This window comes from Glaciecola sp. 1036 (assembly GCF_050306235.1).
In the GTDB taxonomy this organism is placed as follows: Bacteria; Pseudomonadota; Gammaproteobacteria; order Enterobacterales; family Alteromonadaceae; genus Glaciecola.
In genome coordinates this window covers 206557-232682 of record NZ_JBLWFH010000002.1, presented here as the reverse complement: position 1 = coordinate 232682, position 26126 = coordinate 206557, and the positions used below count along the sequence as shown (strand labels likewise).

22 protein-coding genes and 1 pseudogene are annotated in these 26126 nt (G+C 40.0%); 19 read left to right on the top strand and 4 right to left on the bottom strand.

Annotated elements, in window-relative coordinates:
* The first annotated feature begins 279 nt into the window (after positions 1-279).
* From ACNKW3_RS03625 to ACNKW3_RS03610, 4 genes are read left to right on the top strand one after another with little or no spacing between them, the layout of a single operon-like run.
* Complete coding sequence (locus tag ACNKW3_RS03625; protein WP_427397904.1) at positions 280-2814, top strand: efflux RND transporter permease subunit; 2535 nt, start codon at positions 280-282, stop codon at positions 2812-2814.
* An 18-nt stretch (positions 2815-2832) separates the two neighbouring features.
* Positions 2833-3618 (top strand): outer membrane lipoprotein-sorting protein, encoded by a 786-nt coding sequence (locus tag ACNKW3_RS03620; RefSeq protein ID WP_427397903.1) that lies wholly within the window; start codon positions 2833-2835, stop codon positions 3616-3618.
* An 8-nt stretch (positions 3619-3626) separates the two neighbouring features.
* Entirely contained in the window at positions 3627-4931 is a 1305-nt protein-coding gene (locus ACNKW3_RS03615) for a hypothetical protein (RefSeq protein WP_427397902.1), read from the top strand.
* Positions 4932-4944: 13 nt separating this feature from the next.
* Complete coding sequence (locus tag ACNKW3_RS03610; RefSeq protein WP_427397901.1) at positions 4945-5166, top strand: YgaP family membrane protein; 222 nt, start codon at positions 4945-4947, stop codon at positions 5164-5166.
* A gap of 28 nt (positions 5167-5194) precedes the next feature.
* On the opposite strand, the gene ACNKW3_RS03605 is transcribed toward ACNKW3_RS03610, so the two are convergent.
* Positions 5195-6487, bottom strand: coding sequence for a sigma-54 interaction domain-containing protein (locus tag ACNKW3_RS03605; RefSeq protein ID WP_427397900.1), 1293 nt, complete (start codon positions 6485-6487; stop codon positions 5195-5197).
* A 214-nt stretch (positions 6488-6701) separates the two neighbouring features.
* Between ACNKW3_RS03605 and ACNKW3_RS03600 the strand changes: the two genes are divergently transcribed.
* From ACNKW3_RS03600 to ACNKW3_RS03560, 9 genes are all read left to right on the top strand, one after another.
* Positions 6702-7979, top strand: a complete 1278-nt coding sequence (locus ACNKW3_RS03600) for an NAD(P)/FAD-dependent oxidoreductase (RefSeq protein ID WP_427397899.1) — start codon at positions 6702-6704, stop codon at positions 7977-7979.
* Positions 7980-7991: 12 nt separating this feature from the next.
* Positions 7992-8612, top strand: coding sequence for a Tll0287-like domain-containing protein (locus tag ACNKW3_RS03595; RefSeq protein WP_427397898.1), 621 nt, complete (start codon positions 7992-7994; stop codon positions 8610-8612).
* Positions 8613-8823: 211 nt separating this feature from the next.
* Complete coding sequence (locus tag ACNKW3_RS03590) at positions 8824-10410, top strand: cytochrome ubiquinol oxidase subunit I (RefSeq protein ID WP_427397897.1); 1587 nt, start codon at positions 8824-8826, stop codon at positions 10408-10410.
* Positions 10407-11543, top strand: a complete 1137-nt coding sequence (gene cydB, locus ACNKW3_RS03585; protein ID WP_427397896.1) for a cytochrome d ubiquinol oxidase subunit II — start codon at positions 10407-10409, stop codon at positions 11541-11543. Before ACNKW3_RS03590 ends, cydB begins: the two co-directional genes overlap by 4 nt.
* A 14-nt stretch (positions 11544-11557) precedes the next feature.
* Positions 11558-11668 carry a cytochrome bd-I oxidase subunit CydX gene (gene cydX, locus ACNKW3_RS03580; RefSeq protein ID WP_427397895.1) on the top strand — a complete coding sequence of 37 codons (111 nt, stop codon included), beginning with the start codon at positions 11558-11560 and terminating at the stop codon, positions 11666-11668.
* Positions 11668-13278 carry an ABC transporter ATP-binding protein/permease gene (locus ACNKW3_RS03575; protein WP_427397894.1) on the top strand — a complete coding sequence of 537 codons (1611 nt, stop codon included), beginning with the start codon at positions 11668-11670 and terminating at the stop codon, positions 13276-13278. Before cydX ends, ACNKW3_RS03575 begins: the two co-directional genes overlap by 1 nt.
* On the top strand, positions 13275-14861 hold the full coding sequence (locus tag ACNKW3_RS03570; protein ID WP_427397893.1) for an ATP-binding cassette domain-containing protein: 1587 nt from the start codon (positions 13275-13277) through the stop codon (positions 14859-14861). Before ACNKW3_RS03575 ends, ACNKW3_RS03570 begins: the two co-directional genes overlap by 4 nt.
* The gene (locus ACNKW3_RS03565; protein WP_427397892.1) at positions 14854-15726 is read left to right on the top strand and encodes an MBL fold metallo-hydrolase; all 873 of its coding nucleotides are present in this window, start codon (positions 14854-14856) and stop codon (positions 15724-15726) included. The genes ACNKW3_RS03570 and ACNKW3_RS03565 overlap by 8 nt, the downstream gene beginning before the upstream one ends.
* 44 nt (positions 15727-15770) lie before the next feature.
* The gene (locus ACNKW3_RS03560; RefSeq protein ID WP_427397891.1) at positions 15771-16175 is read left to right on the top strand and encodes a TIGR01244 family sulfur transferase; all 405 of its coding nucleotides are present in this window, start codon (positions 15771-15773) and stop codon (positions 16173-16175) included.
* 77 nt (positions 16176-16252) lie between these two features.
* Here the strand turns inward: ACNKW3_RS03560 and ACNKW3_RS03555 are convergent, their stop codons facing one another.
* The gene (locus ACNKW3_RS03555; RefSeq protein ID WP_427397890.1) at positions 16253-17980 is read right to left on the bottom strand and encodes a RyR domain-containing protein; all 1728 of its coding nucleotides are present in this window, start codon (positions 17978-17980) and stop codon (positions 16253-16255) included.
* A gap of 288 nt (positions 17981-18268) precedes the next feature.
* Between ACNKW3_RS03555 and ACNKW3_RS03550 the strand changes: the two genes are divergently transcribed.
* The 3 genes and pseudogenes from ACNKW3_RS03550 to ACNKW3_RS03540 all read left to right on the top strand — a co-directional run bounded on the left by ACNKW3_RS03550 (position 18269) and on the right by ACNKW3_RS03540 (position 19317).
* Positions 18269-18622, top strand: a complete 354-nt coding sequence (locus tag ACNKW3_RS03550; RefSeq protein WP_427397889.1) for a hypothetical protein — start codon at positions 18269-18271, stop codon at positions 18620-18622.
* Positions 18623-18637: 15 nt separating this feature from the next.
* Positions 18638-18901 (top strand): annotated as a pseudogene (locus tag ACNKW3_RS03545) (DUF4253 domain-containing protein); the annotation flags it as partial.
* A gap of 170 nt (positions 18902-19071) precedes the next feature.
* Positions 19072-19317 carry a hypothetical protein gene (locus ACNKW3_RS03540; protein ID WP_427397888.1) on the top strand — a complete coding sequence of 82 codons (246 nt, stop codon included), beginning with the start codon at positions 19072-19074 and terminating at the stop codon, positions 19315-19317.
* Positions 19318-19449: 132 nt separating this feature from the next.
* On the opposite strand, the gene ACNKW3_RS03535 is transcribed toward ACNKW3_RS03540, so the two are convergent.
* Positions 19450-21486, bottom strand: a complete 2037-nt coding sequence (locus tag ACNKW3_RS03535) for a toll/interleukin-1 receptor domain-containing protein (RefSeq protein WP_427397887.1) — start codon at positions 21484-21486, stop codon at positions 19450-19452.
* Positions 21487-21750: 264 nt separating this feature from the next.
* Positions 21751-23118 (bottom strand): hypothetical protein, encoded by a 1368-nt coding sequence (locus ACNKW3_RS03530; RefSeq protein ID WP_427397886.1) that lies wholly within the window; start codon positions 23116-23118, stop codon positions 21751-21753.
* 194 nt (positions 23119-23312) lie between these two features.
* On the opposite strand from ACNKW3_RS03530, the gene ACNKW3_RS03525 reads away from it, so the two are divergent.
* From ACNKW3_RS03525 to ccsA, 3 genes are all read left to right on the top strand, one after another.
* Positions 23313-24389: a serine hydrolase domain-containing protein gene (locus tag ACNKW3_RS03525; protein ID WP_427397885.1), complete on the top strand. Its 1077-nt coding sequence runs from the start codon at positions 23313-23315 to the stop codon at positions 24387-24389.
* A 57-nt stretch (positions 24390-24446) separates the two neighbouring features.
* Positions 24447-25388, top strand: coding sequence for a DMT family transporter (locus ACNKW3_RS03520; protein WP_427397884.1), 942 nt, complete (start codon positions 24447-24449; stop codon positions 25386-25388).
* Positions 25389-25454: 66 nt separating this feature from the next.
* Positions 25455-26120 carry a cytochrome c biogenesis protein CcsA gene (ccsA, locus tag ACNKW3_RS03515; protein WP_427397883.1) on the top strand — a complete coding sequence of 222 codons (666 nt, stop codon included), beginning with the start codon at positions 25455-25457 and terminating at the stop codon, positions 26118-26120.
* Positions 26121-26126 lie beyond the last annotated feature (6 nt).

Sequence of the window (26126 nt, the reverse complement as noted above, 5' to 3'; positions counted from 1 at the left end):
GAATTAACACCTGTAATTCACTAAGTCTAAAGTCGTAGGGGCTTACTCAAAGCACGAGCGTAAATAATGGAGCCGTAGTTCATTCTAAAAATGGAGCCGTAGTTCATTATCGCCAACTTGGCTTCAGGAGTTTTCAATGTTTACGCTGAGGCGATAATGAACTACGGCTCCATTTTTAGAATGAACTACGTCTCCTTTATTTTAACCTTGCTTTGCTGGCGCTTTTGGCATTCTTCTTGTATTACTTAACGTTAGTTTAACAAAACAAATGTTTGAGAAATGATGTCAATTGCAGATAAATTAGTCCATTTTTGTACCCAAAAACCTAAATTGGTGTACGGAATTTTACTTGTTTTAGCCATCGCTTTTACGGCGCAAATGCCGCGGATAAAAGTGGACACAGACCCAGAGAACATGCTGGATGCAGAGCATCCGGCTAGAGTGTTTCATAACGAGGTAAAGACTCAGTTCGCCATGCATGATGCGATAGTGGTTGGCATAGTGAATACCCAAGATGAAAATGGTGTCTTCACCCAGCAGAGTCTTGCTGACATTTATGACATTACAGAGTCAATTCTGTCAATTGAAGGGGTTATTAATGCTGATTTAATGTCCATTTCCACAGTGGATAACATTTCCCAAGAAGCTCCCGGTACTATTCGATTTGAGTGGATGATGTCTAATCCACCCTCATCTGCTGAAGAAGCAAGTAACATCCGTAGCAACTTAGCAAGACTTCCCCTGCTACAAGAAACTTTGGCCTCGCAAAACGGTAAAGCGGCTGCTATTTACGTGCCCATTGCAGATAAAAATCAAAGTTACAATATTGCTGAGCAAATTCGGGCTGAAATTGATCAACTAGATGGCACATCCAATTGGTATATCACTGGATTGCCCGTCGCTGAAGATCAATTCGGCGTAGAGATGTTTATCCAAATGGGAATTTCAGCACCGCTAGCGGGTTTAACCATTTTCATTCTATTATTCATATTTTTCCGCAATATTCCCTTAATCATTGCGCCTATGGTTGTTGCTATGGCAACCGTTCTAATCACCATGGGCGCCTTAATTGGAATGGGTTTCACTGTCCACATTATGTCGTCAATGATTGCGATCTTTTTAATGCCGATCGCAGTGGTTGACTCAGTGCACATATTGTCGGAATTCAGCGATCGCTATAAGCCAGGTAGAAACTTACAAGAGACCATTGAAGAAGTGGTGGGGCATCTATTCACACCTATGTTGTATACCTCCGTTACTTCCTGTATTGGTTTCTACTCGTTAATGTTAACGCCCATTCCACCAGTACAAATATTTGGTGCTTTTGTCGGCACCGGTATTTTACTGGCGTTTTTAATCACTATTACTTTTATGCCTGCCTATTTATCACGCATGAATGAATCCAGTCTAGACAAACTTCAAGAAGTCATGCACTCCCAACAAGGTGGCAGTAAAATAGCTCGATTTGCCAAAAGTTTAGGCGGTTTTGCGTTAAAATTTAGAGTGGTTTTAGTATTAGGTTTTGCAGCTGTATTCGCGGTTTCAGTTTGGGGTATTACTCAAATTCAAATTAATGACAATCCCGTAAGATGGTTTAAGCAAGACCATGAAATTCGAGTTGCTGATCGCGTGTTAAATGAGCAGTTTGCAGGTACTTATAACGCTTACGTGGTGCTTAGTAGCACAGAAACCTTAGCCCCTTTAAATGACAGATTAAAAAGCGCACCAGAAAGTTTAACCACTTGGGTACAAGATGTGGTCCAGGAATTAGATAGTCAAGTCATTAGTGAGCAATACCAAGAATTATTAATTCGCATAGATGATAAATTATTCTCAGATGTCACCGATGAAGAAGATCAGTATTTATCCATTTTAATCAACGACATGGAGCAGGCTCTAAGTCAATCCAAGGTTTTCCAGTCACCTGAATTATTAGCTTACATAAGTGACATGCAGGATTACCTGCAAGCTTCAGGTTTGGTAGGTAAATCCAATTCTCTTGCGGATGTCACAAAGATAGTGAATCGCGAGTTGCGTTCAGGTGAGGCTAGCGATTATAAAATTCCAAATTCACCTCAAGGTGTTGCCCAAACGCTATTGCAATATCAATCATCGCACCGTCCGGGAGACTTATGGCATTTTGTTACCCCAGATTATCAAAAAACGTTGATTTGGTTACAGCTTACTTCGGGCGACAATCAAGACATGACTCAGGTCATCGAACAAGTTGACAAATTTATTGAAGAGAACCCTTTGCCAGCAAACCTGACTTTGGGCTGGGCAGGTAAAGCATACTTAAACGTAGTCTGGCAAGACAACATGGTAGCTGGCATGTTAGACAGTTTGATCAGTGCCTTTTTCATCGTCTTTATCATGATGGTAGTACTGTTCAGATCCTTTGTGTTCGGCATTCTTGCGATGTTACCTTTGACCATCACAATTACCTTCATTTATGGATTAATTGGCATTGTTGGAAAGGACTACGATATGCCCATTGCTGTGCTTTCAGCATTAACCTTGGGACTTTCAGTAGACTTCGCCATCCACTTCCTTGAACGGGCGAGAGAAACTTATTCACAAACAAAGGATCTAAAACAAACCTTCGCCATTATGTTTGACGAACCAGCGACTGCAATTACGCGAAACGCTTTGGTAATTGCGCTGGGCTTCACACCTTTATTATTTGCCCCTTTGGTGCCATATATAACGGTAGGTATCTTTTTAGCAAGTATTATGGCGATATCTGCGCTGGTCACCTTGTTGATCTTACCAGCGGTAATGACAATGGCGAAACGCCTTGTTTTCGGTAAATAAATTAATTGGAGTACTAAAATGAAAAAACAAATTTTAGGATTAGCTTTAGTTGCATTGTCATTTTCTAGCTTGGCATCCGTTGATGTCGATGCTTTAGTGAAAGAAGCCGAAAAAGTCGCTTATTATGCGGGCGATGATGGTCGCTCCGATGCCAGAATGATGATTGTTGACTCTCAAGGGCGTAAACAGTTGCGCCAGTTTACTATTTTACGTCGTGACTCCCAAGACAACGGCGATCAACAAATGATGGTGTTTTTCTCACGACCTGCTGATGTCAAAGATTTTGTGTTTCGTGTAGAAAAGCATACAGCACTTGATGTTGATGATGACCGTTGGATGTATGCGCCTGGACTTGATTTAGTCAATCGAATCTCCGCTGGAGACAAACGCACTTCCTTCGTGGGTTCTCACTTCTTTTATGAAGATGTATCAGGTCGTGCCATCAGTGAAGATGACTTTACTTTGGCTGAAGAAACCGATACCAGTTATGTATTAAAAGCCGTTCCAAAAGTTCCAGATTCAGTTGAATTTGAATATTACATGGTGACTATAGATAAAGAGACCAAACTGCCTGTATTAATTGATTTTTACAACAAAGGCGACACTAATTACCGTAGAGTAGAAGCCGTAAAAATTGAGACCATTGAGGGCTTCCCAACGGTTGTGCGTTCAAAGGTCAGTGATTTAGCCAACGACGCCTATACCCTGATGGAATTTAGAAATATTAAATATAATGTCGGCTTAGAGGACGATGTATTTTCTGAGCGCAGTCTACGTAACCCTCCAAGAAAATGGTTGGATTAATAAAGCCCATGGGTAAACTTCGTAAATTAAGTGTCTTGGCCCTTTGTTTGGGTCTTAGCTCAACAATGGCTTTTTCTCAAGACGATGATTGGGATATGGGCGATTGGGGAGAGGAAGAAGAGGCTAAAGCCTACCAAATCACCGGCTTTATTGAGGGGGCACTAGGCACAAGATTAAGCTCTGATCCTGTTATTGACAGCGAAGGCACCTTGAGAGATTTAAGAGCGCAAATACAAGTCGACTATGATTTAGCCGCATCGCGTTTACAATTCAGTGCCGATGCTTACTACGACGGTGTATTACAGCAATCTAAACTCCAAGTTCGTGAGGCCTTTTGGCAAGGTAACCTAGATTCGGTAGGAGATTGGGGTAAAAACTTTGATGTTAAAATTGGCCAACAAATTCTCACTTGGGGTACGGGCGATTACATATTTTTAAACGATATGTTCCCAAAAGATTACCAGTCGTTCTTTTCGGGACGTGACGATGAATATTTAAAAGCGCCTTCTTTATCAGCAAAAATCTCCGGCTTTTTCGATTGGGCTAATGTGGATTTTGTGGTAACACCTAAATTCACTCCTGACAACTACATAAACGGAGATTATTTCTCTTTCTTTTCGCCAATGGCAGGACAAAATATAGCGCCAGGATTTGATGTCAAATCACCGCTAAAGCCCGATTCGCCAGAATATGCGATTCGCATTTATAAAAGTGTGGGACCAACGGAATACGCAGCTTATTTTTATGATGGCTTTCATAAGTCACCGAATAGTGCGACTCCTTTAGGCGAGCCTACATTTTCAGAGTTACAGGTAGTGGGTGCCAGTATGATCACTACCCTAGGGCCGGGCCTTTTTAATGCTGAATTTGCTCTATACGACTCAAAAGAAGACAGTGAAGGCACTAATCCTCTTATTCCTAACAGCCAACAACGTTGGTTGATAGGATACAAACAGGAATTAGCCAAGAATTTTACCGGCAGTGTGCAATGGTATTTAGAACGCAATGACGACTACGATGCACTAATAGCGAATAGCCCTGCTCCACAATTTGAAATTGGTCGAAGTAGAATTTGGATCACCCAACGCCTAATGTACAGAGCCTTGCAGCAAACCCTAACCTTAAGTGGATTTAACTTTTTTTCAACCACTGATCAGGATGGGTATTTTAAGTTCTCCGCCGACTATAGCCCAACTGACGACTGGCGACTATCAGGCGGGTTCAACATATTCTACGGTGATGAGCCTTTCACTTTTTTTAATCAATTTGAAGATGCGTCAAACGTCTTTGTTCGTTATCGATACTTTTATTAACTGAGGAGTAATTATGTCATCTGAACGTGCATTAACCGCTTTTGCAGGCTTTATGGTGTTATTGTCAGTAGCGCTCACTGTTTGGGTGCATCCAAATTTTGTGTGGTTTACTGTATTTATTGGTGCCAACCTATTCCAACAAAGCTTTACCGGCTTTTGTCCTGCGACCATAGTGTTGCGTAAAGTCTTTGGCTTTAAAACCGAAAAAGAGTTAGCAACAGGAATTACTGAATAACGATTTTCATATCGAAATTGGGCTGACGTTATTCATATTTCAGCCCGTATTTTTGTAGCTTCCTATAAAGTGTGCGAGTACTTACTTCCAATTTAGCTGCTAATTCATCGATTGGTAATTGCTCTGATTCACACAAATGCTGCAAATAGGATTTTTCAGCGTCATCCAAGGACATTAATTTGGTTAAGGCTTGCTTTGCGTTTGTTGTATTAGGTTTAACCTGAGCAGGTAAATCATCTAGCGATATAACATCTTCATTCGCTAACAACGCCGCCTGCTCCACTATATTTTTCAGTTCCCTTATATTTCCCGGGAATCGGTATTCAGACAGTTTTTTAAGGGATTCTGGACTAAATTTTTTATGTCGCATTTCTGATTGACTTAAAAAATGTTTGGCTAACGCAGGTATATCTTCCTCTCTTTGACTCAGAGAAGGTAGATCGATGGGAAAACCAGCAATACGATAATAGAGATCTTGTCGAAACTCCCCTTGGTCGACCAAATCGAGCAAATTCTTGTGGCTGGCACAGATCAAACGAAAATCAGCTTTGCGCTGTTTAATGCCACCAACGGTGCGGTAGCATTGCGTTTCTAATAACCTTAGCAATTTTACCTGCATGCTTAGAGGTACATCGGCTATTTCATCAAAAAATACCGTGCCACCATTGGCAATTTCAATCAACCCTTTTTTTGCATGAGTGGCGCCGGTAAAGGCCCCTTTTTCATGCCCAAAAAGTTCAGACTCAAACAAGTTCTCATTCAACCCTGTACACTCAATAACAACAAAGGGCTTTTCAGCTCTTCGACTAGAAGCATGTAAAGCTTTGGCAACTAATTCTTTACCTGTGCCGGTTTCACCGTGCAAGAGTACTGCAATTTCTGATTTTGCTGCGCGATTTATCTTAGTTAACATTTCCTTAAATGGCGCTGATGTGCCTATCATTTTGTTGTCTTGAGACTCTGCTGAAGCAAAGTTAATGCGGTCTAAAATTTCTAGATAGCCGGTAGTAATGCCATTTTCATCCTTAACCGGTTTCATCAAAATATCGCAGTAGGTTTTACCACCGGCCACATTATGAATGTGAATAACACTTGCTGCTTTTTCAGTTTTAGCACACTGCTGGATTGGACACTCCTCGCCATGCTTATCGCAAGGCTTACTATGTCCATGAGAAATTTCAAAACAACGACTGGTACCTACCTTTACTTCTGTTTCATAGGTGTCTCGATAAGCATCGTTAACAGCCAATATTTCATAATTATTGTTAATAAAAATAGCCGGTTTATCGATAGCGTTGATCATAGATTGCACGATTGACATAAAGAATTACCTAGTTTTTATTCTGTCATTGCTGTCTTTAACTTTGACAAATTTGACATAAAACGCAACGTTAAAACAACTTAATTTTTCCTTAGAGTATTTTTTCTAAAAAATTCAATTAGATAGATGTTTATCATTTTTGGCACGTCTTTTGTTTACATAAGTTTTACAAATTACAAATATTTCGGTGGCAACCGAATGAGAGGATAATTCGATGGCTAAAGTTGTGGTGTTAGGTGCTGGAACAGGTGGAATGCCTGCAGCTTATGAAACAAAAGAAATTTTAGGTAAAGATCACGAAGTCGTTGTTGTTAATGAAAGGCCTGAGTTTAGGTTCGTTCCTTCAAATCCTTGGGTTGCTGTCGGATGGCGACATGCTGAGGCTATTACCTTACCTATTGAAAAATATTTGAGTAAAAAAAATATAGGTTTTGTATGCGGTAAGGTAATCGAAATTGACGCCAAGAATAATCAATTGAAGACCGAACAAGGGGACGTTATCGACTATGATTATTTGATTATAGCTACCGGCCCCAAATTAGCTTTTGACACTATTCCAGGTGCAGGTCCTAAAGGATACACGCAATCAATCTGCACCCTTGATCACGCCGAGCAATGCTACGAAGATTTCGAACGATTGGTAAAAGACCCTGGACCTGTGGTTGTGGGTGCTTTTCAGGGCGCGAGCTGTTTTGGCCCAGCTTATGAATACGCCTTTATATTAGATAAAGCGCTACGTAACGCAAAAATTCGTCACAAAGTACCGATTCATTTTGTTACTAGCGAGCCCTACATAGGTCACCTTGGTTTGGGAGGTGTTGGCGATTCTAAATCAGTATTGGAATCTGAACTGCGTACTCGGGATATCAAGTGGACTTGTAATGCCAGTGTAGACAAAGTCGAAGACGGTACTATGTTTGTGTCGGAATTTAACCGCAAAGGCGAGGCCGAATATCAACATGAATTACCCTTTAATCATTCTATGTTGATACCACCTTTTGCAGGTATAGATGCGGTCGCTAAGGTTGAAGGCTTATGTAACCCCAAAGGCTTTGTGATCACCGATGAGTATCAACGCAATCCAACTTACCCAAACATTTTTTCAGGCGGTGTTTGTGTGGCAATTCCGCCAGTAGAAGTAACGCCAGTGCCAACGGGGACGCCAAAAACAGGTTACATGATCGAAACCATGATGACGGCTATTGCACATAATCTTAAAGCCATCATTGTCGATGGTCAGGCGCCGTCTACAAAAGGCACCTGGCATGCTATATGTCTTGCAGACATGGGGGATACTGGTGCAGCTTTTGTGGCAATGCCGCAAATTCCACCACGTAATATCACTTGGTTTAAAAAAGGAAAATGGGTGCATATTGCCAAAATTGCCTTTGAAAAGTACTTTATGCGAAAAATGAAGACGGGCACCAGCGAGCCAGTTTATGAAAAATACGTACTAAAAGTGCTTGGAATAGAAAGAACAGAACACGAGTAAAAGGATAACAACATGACAGCAAGTCGTTATATTGCGCCAGCTCTTTTATTGGTTTATTTGAATGTGTCAGCTCAACAACCCGCAGAAGGCTCTGACGCAATTTCCTTAGCTGAAAAACCAGCACTGACCGACGCTGAAATTGTCAATGAACAAGAAGCGTTAGCGCTGGAAGGCAAAATGCGAATAAGCAAATTCGCTGAAACCTTAAAGCACACCTTGGTTACAACGATTCAGACGCAAGGTTTAACTGCAGCGGTAGAAGTTTGTCATCAAGAAGCGCCTAAAATAGCGGACAAGTTATCTACCCATGGTTGGCAACTTGCTCGCACTAGTCTAAAAACTCGAAACCAAGCAAATCAGCCTGATGATTGGGAAACTCAGAATCTCATCGCTTTTGATAAGTCCTTTAAGTCGGGCGCCGCACCAGATACTTTGATGGTTACTTCAATTCAAGACAATCAATTTAGGATGATGAAGGCTATTCCTACTGGCCAAGTATGTTTAGCCTGTCATGGCACTTCAATTAGTGAAGAAGTCAGAACTGTCATTCACGAAAAATATCCTAAGGATGCTGCAACAGGGTTTACTTTAGAAGATATTCGAGGCGCTTTTACCCTAACCAAAGATCTTTAACACGCAACTAAATCCGTATTCTATCCTAAAGAAACGACTGACAAATATGTCAGTCGTTTTTGTCATCTCTGACCGAAGCCTGCATAATCAATCACGAAAGAATAAATTTTTTCATATATTTCATATACATAAATTACTTTCTTGGTATGGCACAACCTATGCTAAACGCAAAATAGTTTTTATTGTTTTTATTTAGTTTAGGAGACAAATCATGAATGAGACGCTAGTCGAGCTTTCTCGGTTGCAATTTGCCATGACAGCAATGTTTCATTTCATTTTCGTTCCGCTAACACTAGGGCTCACCTTTATGTTGGCAATAATGGAATCGGTTTATGTAATGACAGGAAAGGAAATCTACAAACAAATGACCAAGTTTTGGGGCAAATTGTTTGGGATTAACTTCGCCATTGGTGTAGCAACTGGTTTAACCATGGAATTCCAGTTTGGCATGAACTGGTCATATTATTCTCATTACGTAGGGGATATTTTCGGCGCCCCTTTAGCCATTGAAGGTTTGATGGCTTTCTTTCTTGAATCAACCTTCGTTGGTCTATTCTTTTTCGGCTGGGATCGCATGTCAAAGGTTAAGCATTTGATGGCAACTTGGTTGGTAGCCTTAGGCTCAAACTTTTCAGCATTGTGGATTCTAATTGCCAACGGTTGGATGCAATATCCAGTAGGCGCGGAATTTAACTTTGAATCTATGCGAATGGAAATGACTAGCTTTACCGAAGTCATGTTCAACCCTGTTGCTCAGGTTAAATTTGTGCACACAGTCTCCGCTGGATATGTAACCGCCGCTATTTTCGTATTGGCCATCTCTTCATATTACTTACTTAAAGGCCGAGATATTGCGTTTGCTCGCCGCTCTTTTGCTATCGCCGCTAGTTTCGGTTTGGCATCTGTATTGTCAGTAATAGTGCTTGGCGATGAAAGTGGCTACGAATTAGGTGATGTTCAGAAAGTCAAACTGGCAGCAGTTGAAGCTGAATATGAAACCCATCCTGCACCTGCACCATTTACTATAGTAGGGCTTCCAAATGACGAAACCCAAACGGTAGATTATGCAATTCAAATCCCTTATGCCATGGGTATCATAGCTACTCGCTCACTAGACGAAGAAGTTACCGGCTTAAAAGACCATAAAATACATCATCGCGAGCGCATTCTTTCCGGTATTCAGGCCTATGAAGTGTTAGATAAAGTGAGAACTAACACAGCAACAGCTGCCGAGAGACAAGTGTTTGAAGATCATAAAGACGATCTTGGTTATGCAATGCTATTGCAACCTTTCACTCAAGACATCACTAACCCAAGTGAAGAAGCTATAGCCAAAGCGGTTGATTACAGCATCCCCAAAGTTGCGCCATTATTTTGGAGTTTCAGGTTGATGGTAGCATCAGGCGTGGCAATGCTAGTGTTATTCGTTTTAGCTTTCTACTACTCAACTAAACATCAGATAACCAAACCTCGCTGGTTACTAAAAGCCGCCGTTTGGAGCTTACCATTACCTTGGATAGCCTCTGAAGCTGGATGGTTTGTTGCCGAGTACGGTCGCCAACCCTGGTCTATCGCCGAGATTTTACCTGTTCACACATCAGTATCTAACTTAACCGTAACTGACGTGGTCATCACCATGGTCGCTTACACTACTTTTTATACGTTGATGTTTATTGCCGCATTTTATTTGATGCAAAAATATGCCAAGAAAGGCCCTTCTGCGACTTTCGCAGAGTCTGAAAAAGCATTGGAAGATGCTTCTACAATTGGCGCAGAACCTCAAGGAGCACAATCATGATCGATTATGAATTTCTTCGCGTTGTTTGGTGGGTGTTAGTTGGCGTGCTGCTAATTGGCTTTGCAATAACTGATGGTTTCGATTTGGGCGTTGGAGCTCTACTCACCTTAGTCGGCAAAACCGATGAAGATCGTCGGGTGATGATTAATACCATAGGTCCTCACTGGGATGGCAATCAAGTTTGGTTTATTACCGCTGGCGGTGCTATTTTTGCTGCTTGGCCAATGATTTACGCTACCGCATTCTCAGGTTTTTATCTCGCTTTGGCGCTTACCTTAATTGCCTTGTGGATGCGACCTTTAGGCTTTGATTATCGCAGTAAATTACCGAATAAGAAGTGGCGTTTAATGTGGGATTGGGCGTTATTTGCTGGCGGTATCATTCCGATTCTTATTTTTGGTGTGGCATTTGGTAATCTGCTTTTAGGTGTGCCTTTTGAACTAGATAACACACTTAAAGCAACGTATACGGGCAGTTTTTTCGGCTTGTTAACTCCCTTTGCTTTGCTTGCGGGCTTAGTTTCTGTCGCCATGTTATTAAACCATGGTGCTACCTGGTTACAACTTAAAACCGATGGATTGCTATTACAACGCGCCAGAGCTGTGTCAGTTATCTTATCTTTGGCCACTGCTGGGTTATTTATCTTAGCGGGTATTTACCTCGCATTAGGTGTTGATGGCTATGCAGTCACTTCTATTATCGACACGCAAGCGACCAGTAACCCGTTAACCAAAACAGTAGAAGTGGTCAGCGGCGGCTGGTTAGCAAATTATGCTAATTATCCGTGGATGTTGATTGCCCCCATTCTTGGTATTGGTGGTGCCTTGGCCTGTGCTTGGATGTCTTATCAAGGCCACAATGGACTTGCCTTCATAACAAGTTCACTGACCATTACCGGCATCATACTAACCGCAGGTTTTTCAATGTTTCCGTTTTTAATGCCAAGTAGCACTATGCCAGAAGCCAGTCTAACCGTTTGGGATGCTACTTCGTCTCTACTGACCTTAAAAACTATGTTTATTGTGGCTTGTATTTTTGTGCCTATCGTTCTGTCCTACACCCTTTATGGTTTCTGGGTCATGCGTGGACGCATTAAACAAGCAGACTTAAATAAGTCTCACGCAATCTATTAATAAGGAGTTCGACTATGTGGTATTTCACTTGGATTTTAGGCGTATTACTAGCTTGTTCATTCGGCATCATCAACGCGATGTGGCTTGAATCTACCGAAGATATGGACCGTCCGGAACAAGAGTAATGCAGAATAATCAATCCCCAATTTCTGTTGAACAAACCCGTGCTTGGCTAAATCAATTAGCCAAGCCGTATCGTCAACGTCAACTGCAAATATTGGGGATTAAAATTTTACAGCTTGTTGCTCAGGTCAGTGCGTTTTGGTTTTTCGCTCACCAAATTCACTTAGTTGTAGTTGAGCAACAAGCTATTTTATTCACTCAATTTACGCCAATGCTAATAGCTATTGGTAGTTGGGCAATCTGTGCATGGGTTGCTGATTTTTTAGCACTAAATACTAAGCACAAGATAGAAGCTGACCTTGAACAGAAAATCCATCAGGTTTTGAATCAGCAACAACTTGCTATTACGCGCCAATATTCAGCTACTTTTTGGCAGCAATTACTGTTAGAAAATGTACCTGATATTGCGCAGTTTTTTACCCAATATAATGTGCAAAAGTGGTTATCCGGCATTGCCCCAATATTGGTCTTAGTGGTGATATTCCCTATTCATTATGTGGTTGGGTTAACCCTAGTTTTTACCCTGCCATTAGTGCCGCTGTTTATGATTTTAGTCGGCAAAGGCGCAGCTAATTTACATAAAAAACATTTTTTGGCGCTCGAGCGCTTGGGGGACATGTTTTCGGATAGACTTAAAGCCATGCCATTGATTACGGCTAGCTTTCAGCATGAACAGCAAACAAAGCGAATCCAAGATGCCAGTGCTATTGTCAATCGTAAAACAATGAGTGTTGTATCAGTGGCATTTCTTTCCAATACTGTACTGGATTTCTTTGCCACTATTTCCATAGCCTTGGTAGCCGTATTTATTGGTTTTACTATGCTAGGCGAAATCAACCTTGGACCTGCGATAAGTTTGCACCATGGCCTTTTTATGTTGCTTGTCAGTCCGTTGTTATTCTCAGAATTGCGCGCATTAGGTAAGTTTTACCACCAAAAAGCTAAAGCCGAAGCTGGCGCTGATCGACTATTAAATGTGCTGGTAGATATCCCACAACCACAGAAACAATCTCACTTTACCGGTATTGCCTGGCTCAACTATCGGGTACATACCCCCACTTTGGTAGCTAACAAATTACAACTATCTGCGGGTGACTGGGTAAGTTTGAATGGAAGATCTGGTGCGGGTAAAACGGCTTTATTAGAAGCCTTAATGGGGTTTAGACAAGCTTCTCACAAACTATCAGGCGATCTTGCGCTGATGACTCAAGAAACCAAAGTACTCAATGCCAGCTTAAGAGATAACTTATCTATGGGACATGCTCTCATTAATGACGGGGAGATTTTGCAGGCATTAGATGAAGTGGAATTGACTCAGTGGTATTCCAAACTCCCCTATGGCCTAGATACTTGTTTAGGAGAGTATCCATTGTTATCTGGCGGCGAAGCTCATCGTCTCGCTCTTGCTAGAATATTGCTTCAAAATAAAGAATGTGTGTTGTTAGACGAACCTACCGCACATTTAACCCAAGATCAGCATCAGCAAATAGCCCATCTAATTCATAAAAAACTCATGCATAAAACAGTTATTTGGGCTTCCCATAAAAGTCTGCCAGAAAGTTGGTTTAACCAATCTTGGCATGTAGAAGATGGGAGGATTTCGAGTCGATGAATAAACACAATACACCCAATGCTACTGTCATAAGTTGGCCAGCTACCATATTGACCCTATTTTTGATTCTGCTACATATGACAACAGGTCTTCTTATACTTATGGTCGCGTCATGGTTTATTGCGGCGAGCAGTATTGCAGGCATGGGATTCAACTATATGTTACCTGCTGTGATCATTAGAGCATTAGCCTTACTGAGAATTGCCTCTGGCTATTTCAGTATGTTATTTGGTCATCACCATCTATTACAAGTGTTGGCGAAATTGAGGCTAATAAGTTTCGCTCAACTAGAAAATAGCATAACGCCGCCAAAAGCCAATTCCCTAGATGCTTTGCAACATCAGACTGAAGAGGTTGCCAGTATTTGGATATCTTGGGTTGGGCAAAATGCGGGATTTATAATGTCTTTAGCCTTGTTAAATGGCTTCGCAATTTTTCTAACCACCGATGCTTGGCCTGTTACGCTTATTTTTACCTTAGTTTTCGTCTGCCTTTATGGGGTTTTATTAACATCTTTGTTGAGCACTAGCGCTAAACTAGTTGAAATAAAAACTCAGTTGCAATATCGCCTATTGGAACATGTGGAAGCTGCCGCTATTTGGCATCTGCATGGAAATCTAAGGGCAGTAACACCCAGCATCAAAAATCTGCAAGTTATTGAACAAAAGATTCAGTTTCGTATTCGTACGGCTGCCTTATGTTTATTCCTGATATCAATATTTGCATTGAGTTATTTTATGCAAGTAAATGCTGAAAATATGCTAGGCAATCCTCTTTTCATTATCTTGCCCATAGCATTATTGTCTATCAACGATTGGCTAACTCCTAGTCTTGCAAATCAACAGCAATTACTTAACTTTTTCAAAGCTAAACAGGCAATAGACAAGGTCGCACAAACGACCAAACAGCTTACTCCTGTGGATTTTTCTGTGGAAATGCTGAGTTTAAAAGGTTTTCAACCGGAACATTCCAATATTCCAAGAATTAATGCCAACTTCCCAATCGGAAAATGCCATTTACTCGAGGGAAGCTCTGGCGTTGGAAAGACACGTATACTTCATGCTATTGCGGGTTTAGCGGCTTTTTCAGGCGCCCGTTTTTGCTCTAAAACATCTACTAATCAAAGCCAAACAGGTCTTTTACGACAAGCTTATTACATTGAACAATTTCCTTATTGTTTAGCAGATACATTGAGAGCCAACCTACTAGTCGCTAATCCACAAGCAAGCGACGCTTTGTTGGAAGATATTTTAGGCAAAGTCGACCTAGCCTACCTTGGCTCACTGGATCAATGGTTAGGCGAGAATGGTCGCAGACTCTCTGGCGGGGAGAAAAAGCGTCTAGGCTTAGCGAGAGCTCTCCTAAGTAATGCAAAAATATTGTTGTTAGACGAACCCTTTGAATCTTTAGATGTGAAAACAATCGACATAGTGACAGAAAATTTAAATGCGCTAGCAATGTCAAAAATTGTGATAGCAACTACACATATTGCACCTCAAAATCTCAATGTGTATCAAAGCATCAATCTAGATTATTCCAAAAATGATTTATTTTCTGGAAAAGGAATCATTCATTATGAATAGACTTTCAATTCAACCTTTTTTTGATGAATCCACTAATACCGTAACCTATGTCGTAACAGATAAAGCCACATGGCAAACTGCAGTGATAGATCCTGTTTTAGATTACGATCCCAATTCTGGAACACTGTCATCGGCAAGTATAGATAAAATTATTGGTTTTATGGATGAAAATAATCTAACACTTGAATGGATCTTAGAAACCCATGCTCACTCAGATCACATTACTGCATCAAAATATTTAAAAGAAAAACGCGGTGGACAAATAGGCATTGGAGAACATATTCGCAAAGTTCAAAATACCTTTAAACGAATGTTCAACTTTAATGGTGAAGTTCCTTGTGATGGCAGCCAATTCGATATGCTATTTGAAGATGGCGAAATCATCAATCTCGGTCATTTAGAAATTGAGGTTATTCATACTCCTGGACACACGCCTGCCTGTGTTAGCTATAAAATTGAGGATAGCATTTTCGTTGGCGATACGCTCTTCATGCCCGACTACGGAACAGCTAGAACCGATTTTCCCAATAGCAGTGCTAAATCCCTTTTTTACTCTATTCAAAAGATATTATCCCTACCAGACCAAACACGCATTTTTGTAGGTCATGATTTTAAAACCACCAACCGCGATTATCACGCTTGTGAAACATCCGTATTTCATCAAAAACGTAGCAACATTCATATAAAACGCGGGATCACTGAAACTGAATTTATTCAAATCTGTAAACAACGAGATGCTAAACTTACTGCACCTCGTTTATTGCTACCAGCTATGCAACTGAATATATGCGGGGGTGAACTACCCGCAGAAGAGTCTAATGGCACTCGTTATTTAAAATTGCCGTTATCGGTTCAATTGAACTAAGCATTATTTTTTACATATAAAAGATTAGATAAATAGGAAAACCAATGACAATAACAGAACTACACGATAATTTTTCTATCTCGGGTGAGTTAACTGAAAGCGATATCGATAAACTAAAAGCAGCGGGCATCACAACGCTTATTAACCTACGACCAGATGGTGAGCAACCAGACCAAACCAACGACGCGCAATGGCAGGCGCTATGTGAAAGTCACGGTATCGAATATGTGCATATTCCTGTGAAACCTTGTCAATACAACGCTACAGATATCGAGAAATTTGCCCACAATCTGCATGATTCGTCCGTGGTGCATGCGTTCTGCAAAACAGGTACAAGAGCTGTTCATCTTTGGGCGTTGGCAAACCGCGAACACCTAAGTCTGGAGCAAATTCGTCAAGTTATAGCCCCTAAGGGTTACAACATTGATATGATTCAAGACCAGTTCTAATTGCGGCCTAAGCTGCTATGTCAGGGATACAATTGAATCTTGGACGCGGCTAGCACCGCGTTGACGGAGAAAACTGGTCATCCCGCAGCCAGCCTCCGACATCCCGCACTTGATGCGGGAGCTTTCCCCCTAAGCTCTAACAATTTAGGCAAATTCAAAATAGTGTCCCTATCTTTTTGCTTTTCGGCTTCGCTTAACTCATTGTATGGAATTAAGCTTGGGGACAAGCGGCGATTGCTGTCTTTTTCACCTGAGGTGTACTGCCAACCAGCAAGTCGTTTTTCAGCAACCCAACGTTGATGTTCCATTTCGGCTAACAGCTCAACATTTTCCTTGGATAGGGTTTGCATCAAGGTTTGTTTATCAGGAGAGGATGTTCCCGTTAAAAAACGACATTTAGTTAGCGAGTGATCCGCTTGATTGCGATTGGCGTCCTTTAATACCTCAGGTAATTCATCCCATGGTACCAAAGCGTTATTATCTTGCACGCTTAGACCTTTGGCTTCTTCTTCCGCTAGGTATGCATTGTGAATGGCCTTGGCGAGAGCGTCCTGCTTTTCTCCGAATATGCTATCGAAATCATGGATAGCATCATATGGGTTGGCAAAAATAAAATTAGTTTGATTGTAAAATTCTTCAGACAACCATGTAAACCCTTGCAAGTTGTCAGTTTCCGTGACAACTACAGGAAAATCGACACTACACCTTTGCAAGTAGTGCAAAGATAAAAGTACGGAATCAAATTCCTTCAGCAAAACATAAAGACAGTCAAATTTAGTGATTTTGGCATTGGTTTGTAAAGACTCAAGGTTGAAATCGGGTAAATGAATGTGATTTATATCCAGCAACTCGTTTAGAACAGAGCTTTGTTCTAATAAATTCTCCTCTGGCACTTTACCAACATGGATTATGCTGACTTTTAATTGGCTATTAGGACAATAAATACCAATTTCTGCTAACCGTTCGACTAATGAATTTAGCAACAAGTTGTCGCCCAAAATACCAATATGCAGATTCTGTCTGCTCGCAAAATCCTTAATCAAAATATCAGGACCTTGGTGCCCGAGTAACCACCGAGCCGTTAACTTTTTATGGTTAATGAGCTTAGTTTCCATGTTCGGATGATTAGTCGAAAAAAGTGAGCAAGAGCTAAGCACATTGATCAATGATATTTGCCGGATTTTACAGACCGCTTTAAGTAATCGGGTTTTCTCGATACTGAGCGCCTGATGCAGAATTTCAAGATTAGTTGAATCAGACGCTGTATTTGCAAATAAATATTTAGCTTGTGCCAGATTGAGTTTTTTCAATAAGGTTTTATCTGCCGGATTAGCAATTAAATAGGGGACTTTTGATTCCGCTAGTATCCCCAAATATTGGTTGTGTTCATCGTCTTCCACTACCACTGGATTTTGTCCATTTTTAAGCATAGAGCAGGCTAGTTTTGCACTATTTTTGTCTAAGCCAAACAGAATGGCATGGTCATGTTTACGACTTAGCTGGTATAAATGAAATTTACTCCTTGCGAGTGCTAAAAATGTTTTCACTATGGTGAATGTAAGCGTTAATGGCGCCAGCCAGCGGGCCATTTCTAATGTCCAAGGAAGTTTTCCTTCCGCTGGAAAATCTAAGAAAAACATTGTCAAAGAGCGATACATTAGATCGAATAGGGTCGCGGATTGGTCTATGGATTTATAGTATTCGTAGTAGCCTAGTACACCTAATACAAAAGCTATAATTACCAGCACAAGCAGGCTTATTTGCTCTTTATTGGTGAAAATGATACCCGAGTGATTAGAATTCACCGTTTTGTCGTCAGCCAAGTTTAATGATTGATGTAGTCTGACAATATACCAAACTGTTGTTTTACAATGCAATTATCTAATTGTCGTTCCATGGTTAACCATCCGTCATTCCGAGGTTAGCTATTCGTCATTCCGAGGTTACCTATTCGTCATTCCGAGGTTACCTATTCGTCATTCCGCACTTGATGCGGAACCACCTTCCTAACCTACAAAAAGATAAAAACACTGTTATGATGAAAGTCTTGCCATCGTCGGCGAGTTAATTCTTCTTAGTAAGGAAACTGATCTGTGAAATTAAAAGTGCTTTTATTGTTGCTGTTGTCTTTTGCATTTTCCAAAACATCGATTGGAAATGAAGATGAGGCGCTTTTCCTAAACAATAATATTAGCAAAGCCTCATATATTACAGTCAGTAATGCAGTAATTTCGGTAGAACAACTTTCTGCATATGATGAAAACTTTGAAATAATTGACGTCAGCGGTGTCTTGGCCAAAGTCGAACCGGACAATGGCTACAAAATTGTAAGTGAATTGAGAAGCAAACTTACAGATTCTTCCAACTACGTTTATTTATATGACACTAATTTTGGCTATCGAGAAGATGAAATCGTTATTTTTGAAGCCAAGGATGATTTAGCTTAACTACAAAGTGTTCGTACTGATGGCATGAATTACAACATAACATCAGACGATGTTTTAAAAAAATATCAACAATGGCATTCTATTTATGGTCTTAGTTTGTTTGGTGCAGGTCAAGATTGGATTGAAGCCAAAGTGACCTTAAATAAGGTAAATTGGAAACAGTTTGCCAAAGAAGTATTTAAATTTTGTCCTGACGTTGTTTGGCAAGGTACGGGCAGTATCGAAGAGTTAGAGCTCGAGATGAAAAATACTAAAACGCTCTATTGTTGGTGGGATTGAATTTCCCTCGAGGATACTTTTTATGGAAAGTATTGTTTTACGTTTTTAAATGTCGTGAATCTTTTTTGGCCTATTGCTGCTCTATTGGTACTTTTTTTAGCATAAATTTTTTTCGCGGAGGGTGATTTCATTCAATTTGTCACCTCAACTTCATTGGAGAAAACTCAGAGATGAAATGGACTATTCCACTTTTGCTGATTTTTACATTACATCATGGATTTGCATCAGATTTTCCCACAAGCCTTAGAGCTGAAAAAGCCATTGAAAGTGTTGAAGAAAAGCTGAATGATTACAAAGAGCATCAATGGTTTAGTTTTTGGAAAAACCTGCAGCAAGGGTATGAGTATTTTGAAGCAAACCGGCAACCGCCGATAGTAACTTACAAAAATAGAGAATACGTTATCGTTAGACAATAAGCTATGCAAGATATCCCCTTGTCATTGTTGCCGCATTTGGAATCCCTCACAAATCTTTTGAGAGTAAAGTTATCTCTCGGGGACATACGGGCACTTAGATTATTTTTTACTTCCCATAAGATAAGTGATTTTCTATTTTAATGGTATTTGAAATACTATTATTTCCGACCTCGTCCCATCAAGCCAAACCAGTTGTACAAAAATTGGGCCCACTGGCCATGAGTACCGCAAAATTTCGGTGGTGCTTTTATTCTGCCAATTTTTATTAACCTTAATGGCAGAGGGCTCGCTTAAACGTTCAACCAATGTGGGACCACTAATACGCACGGGCGTACCGAAGCTTAAACTGCTTTCAGACTCTTCGGTATTGTTTGCGCGTTCCTTTGCTAAAACCTTTTGGCGTCGCTCTTCCATAGTATTTTGAAATGACGTAAAATCTTCATGAATAGAAAGCATATTATTAGCATCTAGCCCAATTAATACATCTTTTATTATGCCTTTACTGGCAACGCCTTCAAATTGGGTAAAATAACAACCATTTACTCCACAAGTAACTATTCTATCGTGCAACTTCTTATATTTTGTTAAAGAAGCTTGTTGTTCAATTACGCTTAAATCTAATTGATATTGAAAGCTCTTTGATTGCCCATTTTTACCTGTCACATTCAATGTGATTTGCTTAATGCTTCGTAACTCTGACGGTTTAATATTGGTTGCAAAAAACCAACCCTGTGAATTCTGCATTTTTCTATTAACCCCAGCATAAATACTCCAACTAACTTTTTGAGTATCTGAGGCTATTAGCGGGACTAATAATTTATTTTGCTGGGAAAAGTCATTCGCTAAAAAAAGAGCTGGCGCTTTAGGATCATCTGAGTTCAATTGAACAGCTCGAAGCGTACTATTTTTTTGCGGAAGCAGGTGAATATTCCCTGTTTCGTCATTAGTAAAATGTACTTGGTAATAAGTGTTTGAGTTTGTAATAGGTATCATGATTGAAAATTTTTGCCGCCTATCAATTATTGCGCTTACTTGCCCTTGTGTACTTAGGGGGGATAAGGATACCCAATCTGACATTTTTTCAGGTGATGATCCAAAGGTAATTTTTTGGATAGAAGTTTGTAATTCGGATAACTGCTTCTCTTGGCCAATCCCACCGAAATAACAGATGGGAAAAGCGGGCACATTAGAAATTGATGAAGTACATTTTAATCCTTTTTCTAACAATTGTTGGGCTTTTGCCTGTGCTTCTGAATTTGAAGATTCCATCATTTCTTTTAACTGAGGTAGGTTAAATTCCAAAGTTTCAGTCTGTTTTTGTCGGCCAAGATCCTCAATGGTCAGGCGTAAATTACTTGCAGGGGATGAAGATGCAGGCACTTTAATTTGTACTAATGCCAGATTACTGATCTCTTCTCCATTATGCCCATTGTCCAGAGAATATTTAAATCTAACTTGTTCTTGCATTAACTCAGGACTGGGACTGAATGTTAAAAGATTGGCTTTTACAGTAATGATAATGGGTCCATTGGCAAAAGATTGATTGACAGAAACAGAAAAATCTTTTCTTTCTATTTGACTGTAACGAGTAACTATTTCTGGTGGTGGGGGCATTGCTTGGCGTTGACTGAAGAAATAGATTGCGAAGCTTACTAAGATAATTGCGGACACAAGTCCAATCGCATTTTTCGTTGAAAAGCGTAACAAGCGTGTTGCTGCACTAGGCCCTTTAATTTGAGCCGAAGAAACTTGCGTATTGGTAATTTCGGCGACTATGCCTTTAAGCCTTTCTGGGTAATCTGAACTCCATTGGTCAACCCAATGAGGTAAACCTAAAAATAACTCTATCGACTTAGGGACTTGGACATCTTGTAACCGAATAGTAAATACTTTTCGTCGATAAGACGTGGCTCGTTCCACTTCTCGTTTAACGAAGTTTGATGATTCTACGTGTTCAGATAACAGTAGAATCAAGCTTTTCGAATTGATTACTCCTTCAATGATTTCTTCACTGTAATCACGACCTACGCGAACATTTCGAGGGGCAATCCAACAGGATAAGCCTTGGTTTTCTAAATATTGGCAAAGCGCAATGGCTTCTTTTCGATTTTCAGACGCATGGCTGATAAAAACATCAAATATTTGAGGGCTTTCATTTACTGGTGACATCGCTAGATTCCCTTCTATATCATACCTTATCAGTTAAAACAGCACGCACTGATATACAAATCATATCGTTATCAATTGATTATAATATCACCAAAAACGAAAATACAAATGTAGATGTCTTAAAAGTTAGGGAGCTCAAATATTCGAGCCTCTTGCGATACATACTTCTCATCCGAATTCACATGGTGTTGGATAAAAGTTTATTTTCTACTTTAAATGAAATCGGGCCATTCGGCCTTAAAACGTGATTATCGTTAAGAAGAGTCAAACCGTTTTTGTGGTGCTTTTATTCCAAAGATTCTGAAATCGTTTTTCACTAAAAAAGTCATAAACATTCCAACAATGAGGCAATAATTCCCGCTCTCCACCATGTTTTGATTCTTTGTAAAGGAGGCTAAGAATCTCCTCTAAACGTTCTTTACTGATTTTAGATAGCAAATCTCTAGCACTTGGAAAATACAAATTCGCATCTGTTGTTACCACTAAATTAGTGCCTGAACTGGTAAATTGAAGACTACGTGTCACCGCTCGACACAAGGGTTCCCGCAATTTTTCTGGATTTAGTTGATTGACTATTGCGTATTCATATTTATCAGGGGGATTATCCGCGTGATCAGGTTGACAATACACAACGCCAAAGCCTTGAGGGAATTGCCCTACAATTTTGATAAAGGTTTTTGCCGCCTCAGCATCTACGCTGCCTGATTTTGCTAACTGATCAATAAGAAAAATGGCTTTGGGTAGATCCATCAAATCCATTTTTGCTTTTGTTGATAACACTACCGAGGTATAAACCTGAGGTATCTTTATTAAATTTCCTACTCCATCTTTAGGAGATAACGCCCCTTTGAGCAAATCTTCCATAAATTCCATTTGCTCGTCTTGCTGCTGATTAAAGACTATTCGTTCTTGTTTAGAGTTACCTATATATTTTTCTTTTCCAAGCCCTTTGGTCAAGTAATCCATAGTGGCTTTATAGTTTAGGCGTAGCAGCAATATGCGATCTTCTTTATCCAACACTCTAAATTCATCTTGGTCACCTGACTTTCCATATAAAATCTCGCGACATTTGGGATGAAATAAGCCGACGTCTTGAATCAGATTCGCAATAATCATGGGCAGCACCACAAATTGCTGAAACTCGGTATATTCAGTTTCAGGCGAAAAATACCGCTGTTTGGAATCAAAGTGCTTCAAAATATACGGATGTGTAATTTTATCTTTTGCTAGTAAGCCATCAAGTAATCTTACAGATAAAACGGCTTTGTAAATAGGTTTCATTCTTTGATGTAAGCGACGCGCCTTTGGCCCATCATAAGAACTAAGCAGAAATAATGTGCCTAACAATCTAGAGGATTGGACCTGTGTTTCTTTCCAATTTTTACCTTCGGTTAATTTTAGTAGTTGAGTGGCAATATAAATAATATTTGCCAAGCGAGCGATGCGAAGCTTTTCACCTTCCCCCGTATTCGCTTCGTTCGACATTTTAGCTTTGGATTCACCTTCTAACTCATTGAAGTATGCCAATGCAACGCCTATGGCAGAATCTTCAGCGTCAGAGGGATCGTGAAAATCTCTTAAAAGATTTTTTACTGAATTTGTAAAAACGGATTCTTGCGAGTCGCTGGGCATGTAAAACCTATATTTTCCCTAATGGATGCCAAAATAGTTTTGGATTATCTAATAATATTAGCCGAAGAAGGGTATGCCCGCTATGCTAATTGTATGAAAACATGTACTTAATTATTTTAATTTTAGGTCTTGTGGTAATATCTCAGGCACAATATTTGAGATTGCGCGCGTCAAAATACCCTAGGGAAAGGCCCATGAAACCGGCACAAACGACAAATCAAAGTAAACGTCAAAGATTCATATTTGTCGCTCGCATTACAGCCTTAATAATAGGCGTTGTCTGCACTATTGTTTTTCCACCTTGGCGCTTAGTTTTTGCTAATTTAATGCCGCTACCTGATACTATTGAAGAATATGTTAAACAAGGGACTGAACGAGGTTTTGATGGCATTATTCTGTACATAGATCGAGCCGGTGAACCACCCGCTTTTTATAGCGCAGGTTGGCATGATCGAGATAAAAAAATTCCAGCAAATCCGCATGCTTTATTTAAGTTGGCAAGTATTAGTAAGTTATATGACGCGCTCGCTATCACTAAACTAGTGAGCAATAATCAGCTTTCTTTGGATGCAAGTTTAGCTCAGTTGTTTCCAAACTTAGTGGGGAGAATTGAGAATGCAGAAGAAATCACACTGCGCATGTTGGTTCAGCATCGCTCTGGTATACCCAACATCACCGACGTAGAAAACTTTTGGGTAAAACCTCCGATAACCCAACAAGAAGCCCTTGCATTGATTCTGGATAAAGCTGCCAATTTTCCGCCCAATCAAGAGTTTGAGTATTCCAATACCAATTATCTATTACTTTCAATGTTGATTGAAAAAACCACTGGTATGGCTAAATTTGAGTATATCAAACAGGCGATTTTAGTGCCTAATGAGTTACACAACACTTATGGCTCATTATCGGAAGTTGACACTGATAAGGTCATGAGCGGTTACTATGTGGGAATCGAGCATGATATAAAAATGTCGGATTACGGCACTGAACTAACGGCAATGATAGGCACCGCCGAAGATGTAGGCAAATTTATTCGAGCATTAAACGACGGCTCTATTTTTACTGACGAAAAAGAACAGGCTATTTATTCTGAGTTATATTTTTATGGTCACACCGGTCTTATGCCAGGCTATCAAAGTATTGCCCGTTATCATCCTGATATAGACACTGTCATGGTACAGTTTGCGAACACAGCAAACTTCAGTGACTATCAGCATTGGGGGCTGTTTGAAATTCAATACAATCGTACCCTTGAGATTTTGCGACAATAATAAAACGCTGATCTTTTGTGCTAATGAATCCTTAGATTTGGAAATATGAAGTAAATTGTGAAATCTCGATATAACCTTACTCAACTAGGCGTTTTACTTGCCGTATTATCAGCGACGGGCTTTTCGTTAAAAGCTATATTTGTTAAGCAAGCCTACATGATAGCTCCCATTGAACCTATTACGCTATTAAGTCTGCGTATGATTTTTGCTCTGCCATTTTTCTTATTGATTAGCTTACATGGCTTGAAAAGTTTCCACCGACTGAGTTTCAAAGAAGTATTTCTACTTAGTTGTTTAGGAGTGGCAGGGTATTACGCAGCATCCATATTGGATTTCATGGGGCTAGAGTATATTTCCGCTGGTTTAGAAAGGATCATTTTGTTTTCTTACCCCATTCTGACTATTTTCATGGGGGTAATTTTTCTTGGTCAATCGTTTGAAAAACGATTGATTCCCCCTATTCTACTTACAACACTGGGCGTACTTTTTGCCTGTATAAGCGATTTGTCCGTGAACGAGAACAATCAGGAGATTATTTGGGGAATTTTCTTAATCGCAGGCTCAGCAATTAGTTACGCTTTTTACCAAGCATTTTCCGAACCTATGATTAAAAAACTGGGATCTAAGCAGTTTTCAGTACTGGCCATGTTGGTATCTATACTGGCTGTTGAATTACACTTTTTTATTCAATTACCGGTTTCGAATTTAGTGCAACCCATGGAGATATACACGCTTTGTTTTATGATGGCGCTGTTCTCTACTGTGCTTCCAGTGTTTTTACAATCCAGTGCTATAAAGTATATTGGTGCAGCCAGAGTCGTGCTAATAAGTACAATTGGTCCAGCGCTTACGATAATTTTTGGCTGGTTGATCTTAGATGAACCCATCACCATGTTACAGATCATTGGTATGGTTTTGGTTTTGGCGGGAGTGTTAACACTCAAGGCAAAACGCAAAGTTGTCGCCGCCGAGTCTAAAGTTGTAAACGCAAAACCATAGAGTTAATCTCAAAATATCTAGTGTAGGTTTGACTTATTTTTTGGCTAAAACCAATAATAAAAATGAATGAATAGTTTCGATACTTTTAGATTAAACACCTTAGGCGTGCCTTTGGCGCTAGTTTCTACTGGGTTAATGCTAGCGATAATCGCCGCATATCAAATATTTTATGTAGTACCGTTAGACTACCAAATGGGTGTTTATGTCAGGTGGCTTTTTCCTCATGTTGCAGCGGCATTTTCAGCAGGCATATTGTTTTTCATACTAGCCTTCATTAGCTTTAAGAAATTCGGTTCAGCAAATACCTTGCTTCTCCTATTTTTCCGAGCAATGGCCGCTTGCATAGTATTTTTAACTCTAATGACTCTATTAACAGGGGCTATATGGGCTGTTCCAGTATGGGGAGATTTCTGGGTATGGGACGCTAGATCAGGATTTACAGTATTATTTCTTGTTGTGTGTTTTGGAATATACGTTGGCACTACAAAAGTGTTAAATAACCCAAAACTTTACTTTATTTATCTACTTTTAGTTGCGGTCGCAGCAATCGTCTTATTTTTATCACACCAGTCTCCCGAATGGTGGAACACTATGCACCAAGAATCCCGCCTATCTAACTTTAAATTTGATGGCTATGCCCCAGAATATTTAAAAACAATTGCCTTTTCTTTAGGGGCTGTTTTGTTTATATCCGTTGGTTATATTCTTTCAAGTGTACGCAGGAGAATTTAGGTGAAT

Coding starts and splice junctions, on each gene's coding strand:
- ACNKW3_RS03625 (WP_427397904.1), top strand. CDS start 280: ATGATGTCAATTGCAGATAAATTAGTCCATTTTTGTACCCAAAAACCT.
- ACNKW3_RS03620 (WP_427397903.1), top strand. CDS start 2,833: ATGAAAAAACAAATTTTAGGATTAGCTTTAGTTGCATTGTCATTTTCT.
- ACNKW3_RS03615 (WP_427397902.1), top strand. CDS start 3,627: ATGGGTAAACTTCGTAAATTAAGTGTCTTGGCCCTTTGTTTGGGTCTT.
- ACNKW3_RS03610 (WP_427397901.1), top strand. CDS start 4,945: ATGTCATCTGAACGTGCATTAACCGCTTTTGCAGGCTTTATGGTGTTA.
- ACNKW3_RS03605 (WP_427397900.1), bottom strand. CDS start 6,487: ATGTCAATCGTGCAATCTATGATCAACGCTATCGATAAACCGGCTATT.
- ACNKW3_RS03600 (WP_427397899.1), top strand. CDS start 6,702: ATGGCTAAAGTTGTGGTGTTAGGTGCTGGAACAGGTGGAATGCCTGCA.
- ACNKW3_RS03595 (WP_427397898.1), top strand. CDS start 7,992: ATGACAGCAAGTCGTTATATTGCGCCAGCTCTTTTATTGGTTTATTTG.
- ACNKW3_RS03590 (WP_427397897.1), top strand. CDS start 8,824: ATGAATGAGACGCTAGTCGAGCTTTCTCGGTTGCAATTTGCCATGACA.
- cydB (WP_427397896.1), top strand. CDS start 10,407: ATGATCGATTATGAATTTCTTCGCGTTGTTTGGTGGGTGTTAGTTGGC.
- cydX (WP_427397895.1), top strand. CDS start 11,558: ATGTGGTATTTCACTTGGATTTTAGGCGTATTACTAGCTTGTTCATTC.
- ACNKW3_RS03575 (WP_427397894.1), top strand. CDS start 11,668: ATGCAGAATAATCAATCCCCAATTTCTGTTGAACAAACCCGTGCTTGG.
- ACNKW3_RS03570 (WP_427397893.1), top strand. CDS start 13,275: ATGAATAAACACAATACACCCAATGCTACTGTCATAAGTTGGCCAGCT.
- ACNKW3_RS03565 (WP_427397892.1), top strand. CDS start 14,854: ATGAATAGACTTTCAATTCAACCTTTTTTTGATGAATCCACTAATACC.
- ACNKW3_RS03560 (WP_427397891.1), top strand. CDS start 15,771: ATGACAATAACAGAACTACACGATAATTTTTCTATCTCGGGTGAGTTA.
- ACNKW3_RS03540 (WP_427397888.1), top strand. CDS start 19,072: ATGAAATGGACTATTCCACTTTTGCTGATTTTTACATTACATCATGGA.
- ACNKW3_RS03535 (WP_427397887.1), bottom strand. CDS start 21,486: ATGTCACCAGTAAATGAAAGCCCTCAAATATTTGATGTTTTTATCAGC.
- ACNKW3_RS03530 (WP_427397886.1), bottom strand. CDS start 23,118: ATGCCCAGCGACTCGCAAGAATCCGTTTTTACAAATTCAGTAAAAAAT.
- ACNKW3_RS03525 (WP_427397885.1), top strand. CDS start 23,313: ATGAAACCGGCACAAACGACAAATCAAAGTAAACGTCAAAGATTCATA.
- ccsA (WP_427397883.1), top strand. CDS start 25,455: ATGAATAGTTTCGATACTTTTAGATTAAACACCTTAGGCGTGCCTTTG.